Genomic DNA, 5,866 nt, shown 5'->3' with positions numbered 1-5,866 from the left:
TCCGGGCTTAATGGCGATACCGCTAGATTTCATTTCCGGACACCCTGCTAGGGAAATTCCCCATGCCGAATCGGTTTGATCGATAATCTCCCCTGTATCTTATTTGTACATCCACTGCCAATAGTTATGTTTATATACTGGAAAATACCGTTGGAGCTAAGGGCGCTGTTTGACTCGCGCAACCGGAAATGAGAAAAGCATTACGCGCAAAACGCAAGACCTGCTTATGGAACCAGATCCGACATCACTTTATTAATGTGAAGATGATTGGTTCGCGTGGTCTCGAAAAGAAATTGAGGCGATCACATTTACGCGCACAGCGGTTTGTAGATCAACCGTGCGCCGTACAGGTACCAGCGACTCGTATCTTTCTGCCATCCGCACAGGCTGAGGTAAATCACACTGGCAGGAACAATGTGACGCAATGACACCTGACCATAAGGGTCCTAACCAAGGTGCACTAACCTTGCACTGAAATCAAGAAACGAGGAGAAGGTCAGGTTACAAAATACTAATGTGTGTCTGGTGTCATTCGTGAAGGCGGATAGACGTATGTATAAATACGAATATGTTGAATCATCGCTGGCTGTCTGTTATATTAAGAATGCTTAGATATTACGCTCCCATGCGAAAATCATTCTATCGACGATTTCGGAAGCTACCACATGACTGCCAACCGACTCAAGGATTGCATGTTACTGCTGACTCTGAGTCTTTGTGGTTCGACCGCACTCCCGGCAGCGGAATCGGTGGATTATCTCAAGCAAATCAAGCCGCTGTTCAAAACCAAGTGTCAGTCTTGCCATGGCGCATTGAAACAGAATTCCGGCTTTCGCGTAGATACGGCCCAGTTCATGAAAAAAGGAGGCGACTCCGGTCCCGGCTTTGAGCCTGGCAAGGCGGACGACAGTCTGCTGCTGGGCGTGCTGACCGGTGACGCTGGCTTCAAGATGCCCCCTGAAGGAGCGGGCAAACCGCTCACGCCGGATGAACTGGCCCTGTTCCGCCAGTGGATCAACGCTGGAGCCCACGCCCCGGAAAATGAAGTCCCCGAACAGGACCCGCGGCAGTTCTGGTCCTACCAGACCCCGGTCAAACCAGCGGTTCCCGAGGTCAAAAATAAAGCCTGGGTGCGAAACGAAATCGACTCCTTCCTCGCCGCCCAACACGAACAACACAATCTGGTCCCCCGCCCCCCTGCTGAACCGGCAGTCCTGCTCCGACGCCTGTACCTCGATCTTACCGGTCTGCCCCCTACCACGGCAGAACTGGAAGCCTTCCTTGCTGATCCTTCCGAAGCGGCCTACGTTGCGACGGTCGACAAACTGCTCGCCAGCCCCCGCTACGGGGAACGCTGGGGACGGCACTGGATGGACGTCTGGCGGTACAGCGACTGGTACGGCTCCCGCGGAATAAACGAGATCCGTTACAGCCAGCGGCACATCTGGCGTTGGCGCGACTGGATCGTAGAATCGGTCAACGCCGACAAGCCCTATGACCGGATGATTGTCGAGATGCTGGCCGGCGATGAACTCGAACCGGACAATCCCGATGTCGTACGGGCCACCGGTTTCCTGGGTCGCAACTGGTACAAGTTCGATCGCAACGTCTGGATGTTTGATACCGTCGAACACACGTCCGTCGCATTCCTGGGGCTGACGATGAAATGCGCCCGTTGCCACGATCACAAATACGATCCCCTGGATCAGGTCGAATACTATCGCTTCCGCGCTTTCTTCGAACCGCACAACGTCCGCACCGATGCACTCTCAGGCACGGTCGACAAAGAAAAAGACGCCACGTTGGGCATGGTTCTCAAAGACGGTCTCGCACGCGTGTACGACAAGGAACTGGACCAGCCCACTTATCTCTTCCAGCGCGGCGATGATCGCCAGCCCGACAAAGAGCATCCCCTCACCCCCGCGGTCCCCGTGAACCTCACTCAAAACCCGGTGGAAATCAAGCCAGTCGAACTCCCCCTGGCCAGCTATTACCCGGCGCTGCGTCCTGAAATTCTGAAAGAAAAGGTGCAGCAGGCCGAACAGGAAATCAAATCCGCAGAGGAGTCGCTGCACAAGTCTGACACAACCATCCAGCAGGTCGAGCAACAGCTGGCAGACCTGCAACAGGAAACGTCAAGGGAGACAGACGCGCGACCGGCAATTATTGGTGAACACTTCCAGCAGCCGAACCCCGAGCTCTGGCAGACCGTCTCCGGCAAATGGGAGTATCAGGACGGCTGTCTGCGGCAGACCAATACCAGTGCATTCCAGACGCTGGTTTCGAAAGTCGATCTCCCGCTGAATTTCCAAGGGCGACTGCGTTACAAAACCCTGAAGCCAGGCCAGATTCATTCAGTCGGTCTTTTCTTTGATGTCGTTGAACTCCACGATGCGCAGGCCATCTACACTGCGATCAATAACAACAAGCCCACCGTGCAGGCCTTCCACCGCCAGGCAGGCCGCGAGTCGTATCCCCAAGCCGGCATCTTCCCCTGTGAAATTGAACTCAACAAAGAAGTCGTACTCGATTTCGTCGTTGAGGGGCAGCAGCTCAACGTCTGGCTCGACGGCAAACTCAAACTGGCCTACACCATGCCCGTCCCCCGCCAGGCGGGTAAGTTCGCCCTCTGGAATCACTCTGCCAATGCAGAATTTTACGAGCTGCGCATCGAGCCGCTCACCCCCGGTTTTCAACTCGCCCAGTCCATCAAAGAAGCCCGGCGTTCCCCCTTCGCAGCCCCTTCGAAAGCAAATCTGCAGCAGGATCTCTCCCTCGCCCGGACGGCACGCGAGATCGCTGAATTGAATGTCCAATTGAAGCAGGCCGAGCTGAAATCGCTCCAGGCACGTATCGCCGCCGAGCAGGCCAAGGTCAAAGAGACCGCTGATTTTGAAACACGCGCGAAAACGGCCAGCCTTCGCGAACGGGAAGTGGCGTCAGTTCAAGCGTCTCTCGAAATCAAACAGGCGCAGCGGGATCTGGCAACATTGCCCGCCCCGACAGGAGACAAGCCCGACACAAAACGCACCGCCGCCGAACAGAAAGTCGCAGCCGCCGAGAAGAAACTCACAGCGGCCCAAGCAGCTCTGAAAAAAGAAGATGTGAAGTACACGCCCCTGGGAGAAACGTTCGCCCGTACCAGTACCGGCCGGCGCCTGGCACTGGCCCGCTGGATTGCTGATGAACAGAACCCGCGTACCGCGCGGGTGGCCGTGAATCATATCTGGCGGCGTCATTTCAATCAGGCCCTGGTCCCCACAGTCGCCAACTTCGGCCTCAACGGGCAGCTTCCCACACATCCGGAACTGCTCGACTGGCTGGCAGTGACGTTTCTGGAACAGGGCTGGCAGATGAAACCCCTGCATCGCATGCTGGTACTGTCCAATGCCTACCGCATGAGTTCGGCTCCTGGAGAATCAGAATCAAACCGAGCCACCGATCCCAACAACCGTTATCTCTGGCGGATGAACTCCCGCCGCATGGAAGCGGAAATGGTCCGCGACTGCCTGCTCTCCTCCGCGGGTACGCTCGACGAAACCCGGGGCGGACCGGAACTGGATGAAAAACAGGGAGAGACCATCCACCGCCGCAGTCTCTACTTCCGCATTACCCCCAATGAAAAAATGGAATTCCTGGAGCTGTTCGATCTGGCCAACCCGAACGCCTGCTACGAACGGCTTGTGAGCGTCGTGCCGCAACAGGCGCTCGCACTGACCAACAGCTCCCTGGCCCTCGATCAGGCCCGGGTACTGGCAGAAAAAATCAGTAGTACAACGAAAACAGATGCCGCGTTTATCCAGGCTGCATTCAAGCAGATTCTCTCCCGCCCCGCGACGGCTGCGGAGATCACCGCCTGTACGAAGTTTTTAGAGCGACATACCAGCCTGCTCCAGCAGCAGGGGCAGCACAAGTTTCCCGGCGGAGGGACTTCGAAACGTCCTCCGGCCGCCGATGCCCGACAACGGGCCCGCGAGAACCTGGTCCATGTCCTCTATAGCCATAACGATTTTGTCACCGTCCGTTAACCCCGAAACTCACAGCGAAACGAATCACATTCAGGAACTCAGCCATGTCTGACCAAACACCATCCAACTGGTTCAACTCCTGCGGTCGGGTCTCACGCCGTTCGTTTCTGAACAATTCCAGCCTGGGACTGGCGGGCATCGCTCTGGCAGACCTGCTGCAACGCGAAAGCAAGCCGGGGCAGGCACTGCAGGCGGCGGAATCCGCAATCATCAGAGGACAGCCACACTTCGCCCCCAAAGCCAAATCGGTTATCTGGTATTTCATGCTGGGGGGCACAAGCCACATGGAGAGTTTCGATCCCAAGCCCGCCCTCAACAAACATGCGGGCAAGACGATCGGCGATACGGAATACAACGACCTGGTGACCAACTCTCCCTACTATCGCAAAAACGTGCGCGACTTTGGCGGCAAGCCCCGCAAGCTGATGGCCCAGATCTACCCGCTGCAGGTTGGCTATCGCAAATGCGGCGAGAGCGGCATTGAAATGAGCGACTGGTGGCAGCACTTGGGCACCTGCGCCGACGATCTGGCCGTCGTACGCTCGATGTGGACCACCGACAATGATCACGCGGCCCAGCTCCAGTTTCACACGGGCCGCCACATCTTCGACGGTTTCTTCCCTTCCATCGGCTCCTGGGTGCACTACGGTCTGGGCTCGCTTAATGACAACCTGCCCCAGTTCGTGGTCATGGGCACGCCTCCCGGTGACTGTTGTGGCGGTACCGGTGCCCATGACGGCAGCTACCTGGGTCCAGAACATTCCGGTGTGAAGATGTCCGTCGACCCGAGTAATCCGCTCCCCTTCGGCACCCCGGGCAGCAGAGTCTCCCGTGAAGAACGCCGCAGTCAGCTGGAACTCTTAAGCGAGCTGAATACGCTCGCCGGCGCCGCCTATCCTGATGATGCGGAAATGCGAGCCCGCATCAAGTCCTACGAACTTGCCTTCCGCATGCAGATGGCGGTCCCCGAAGTCGTCAACATCAGCGATGAGACTGCCGCCACGCAGAACCTGTATGGTCTGGACAATAAAGAGACCAAACGCGTCGGCCAGCAATCGCTGATTGCCCGGCGGCTCGTGGAACGAGGCGTCCGCTTTGTGCAGATCTACGATGGCGGCTGGGACGCACATTCCAAACTCAAGCAGAACCACAGCCAGCGGATCGGTCAGGTCGACAAACCGATCGCCGGTCTGCTCAAAGACCTCAAGCAGCGGGGACTGCTCGAGGAAACACTGGTCGTCTGGGCCACCGAGTTCGGTCGTACCCCTGGCTCCGAACGTTCGGACGGACGCGACCATCATCCCTATGGCTTCTCCATCTGGATGGCCGGCGGTGGCATTAAACAGGGTGTCACACACGGCGCCACCGACGAGATCGGCTTCCACGCGGTCGAACACCGGCACTACGTCACCGACCTGCACGCTACCATCCTGCATCAGCTGGGGCTCAATCACCACAGCCTGGAAGTCCCCGGCCACAAACGTCTCGAAATCGACTTTGGCGAACCGATCAAGGAGATAATCGCATAGTACAAGAAAGCCTACAGCCAACTACGCCATGGCTTATTTCCTTGTGATTTCCAAGTAATATCAGTCACTTTTTACCCTGCCGTTTGTTACGACATTCCAGATATATTCGCGCGAGTTCTCGCGTCTGGGAATAGTCAAATCCTTTCGGCAACGAAACGCAGGGCATGATAGCCGTCCGAAATGACTCTGCCAGGGTGGGACAGCGATTTCGGGATGAAGTCGCCCTTGAAGATCGCGAACAGCGCACGGCCCACCGATCAAATGCGCCCCGCCAAGTTATTTCTTCACACAGTGCACGCGCGATCTAGC

2 protein-coding genes are annotated in these 5,866 nt (G+C 57.0%); both read left to right on the top strand.

What is annotated here, in order from left to right; translation table 11 throughout:
* The first annotated feature begins 665 nt into the window (after positions 1–665).
* On the top strand, positions 666–4,028 hold the full coding sequence (locus Q0294_RS09885; RefSeq protein WP_299464139.1) for a DUF1553 domain-containing protein: 3,363 nt from the start codon (positions 666–668) through the stop codon (positions 4,026–4,028).
* A gap of 44 nt (positions 4,029–4,072) precedes the next feature.
* Positions 4,073–5,557, top strand: coding sequence for a DUF1501 domain-containing protein (locus tag Q0294_RS09880; protein WP_299464136.1), 1,485 nt, complete (start codon positions 4,073–4,075; stop codon positions 5,555–5,557).
* Positions 5,558–5,866: the final 309 nt, after the last annotated feature.

Source organism: uncultured Gimesia sp. (assembly GCF_937919775.1).
In the GTDB taxonomy this organism is placed as follows: domain Bacteria; phylum Planctomycetota; class Planctomycetia; order Planctomycetales; family Planctomycetaceae; genus Gimesia.
Note: the sequence above shows the minus strand (reverse complement) of the source record. Positions and strands in the feature narration are given on the sequence as shown.

Bases quoted from the DNA above. Each gene is read 5' to 3' on its own strand.
- Q0294_RS09885 (WP_299464139.1), top strand. From the start codon at position 666: ATGACTGCCAACCGACTCAAGGATTGCATGTTACTGCTGACTCTGAGT.
- Q0294_RS09880 (WP_299464136.1), top strand. From the start codon at position 4,073: ATGTCTGACCAAACACCATCCAACTGGTTCAACTCCTGCGGTCGGGTC.